This window comes from Polynucleobacter sp. 39-46-10 (assembly GCF_002282275.1).
In genome coordinates this window covers 1-1,022 of record NZ_NCJB01000562.1, presented here as the reverse complement: position 1 = coordinate 1,022, position 1,022 = coordinate 1, and the positions used below count along the sequence as shown (strand labels likewise).

Genomic DNA, 1,022 nt, shown 5'->3' with positions numbered 1-1,022 from the left:
GATAGATATTGCTTGAAATTGGTATTAAAAGTACTTGAAGCGCTCAAAAGGAGTTTCTCCGTAATGGGGTTTATTTCTGTATGGGCTCTATTTTGCCTTGTTCCAACTGACTTAATTGCCTAAAGCCTTAGAAACCACCTCTTTCACATCTGGAGAGAGGGTTTCGCAAGCATCGACCTTCTTCAGGGCTGCCAGCATATGGTCTTGGTAAGGCTTGGCAAAGTGGCGCCAACGATCTAGACCCCTTGCCAAACGAGCAGCAACCTGCGGGTTAATTGGATCCAGGGCAAGAACAGATTCCGCCCAAAATGCATAACCACTTCCATCGCTTTGATGGAAGCTGGCGGGATTATTCATACAAAATGCATGAATAACGCTGCGCACTCGATTGGGGTTATTCATCTTGAAAGCTTCGTGCTCACGTAAACGCTTAACCACATCCAAGGTAGATTCAGCATTAGCGACTGGGGGTCTGCTGGATTGCAATGCAAACCACTTATCGATTACTAAAGCATCATCAGCAAATCGGGTATAAAAATCTTCCAGACAAGCTGCTGCAGATTTACTTCCATGAATCACCAAACCAGCTAGAGCTGCATATCGGTCAGTCATGTTGTCAGCATTCTGATATTGATTGACTGCCATGGGTGACCAGATTAGTGGATCCGCTTCGAGCAACATGCTGAGCGCAAGATTCTTTAATGCACGCTTACCAGCACTTGCTGCATCAGGGTTAAATGATCCTGGAGTCTGCATCTGCTGGTAGAGGGCAGCCCACTCAATTCTCAACTCGCTGGCAATAGCATGGCGGAAAGCACGACGGGCAGCATAAATCTGCTGAGGATCAACGCTTGCACACTGCTCATACAGATAGGTCTCGGCAGGTAAAGTCAGCGCCAACTCTTTGAATGCAGGATCTAAGTCCGGATCAGTCAAGAGGGTGCGATAAGCCTCAATCAGAGCTTTATCAGGCAAGCGATTGCCTAAGATCATCTGCAAGGCGAGCTTCTGGCCAGCCTCCC

The 1,022-nt window shown here is 47.6% G+C and carries 1 protein-coding gene; it reads right to left on the bottom strand.

What is annotated here, in order from left to right:
- Nucleotides 1-111: 111 nt before the first annotated feature.
- Nucleotides 112-1,022, bottom strand: a 911-nt coding sequence (locus tag B7X71_RS17740; protein WP_293601713.1) for an aminopeptidase N C-terminal domain-containing protein, incomplete at its 5' end; no start/stop codon positions are given.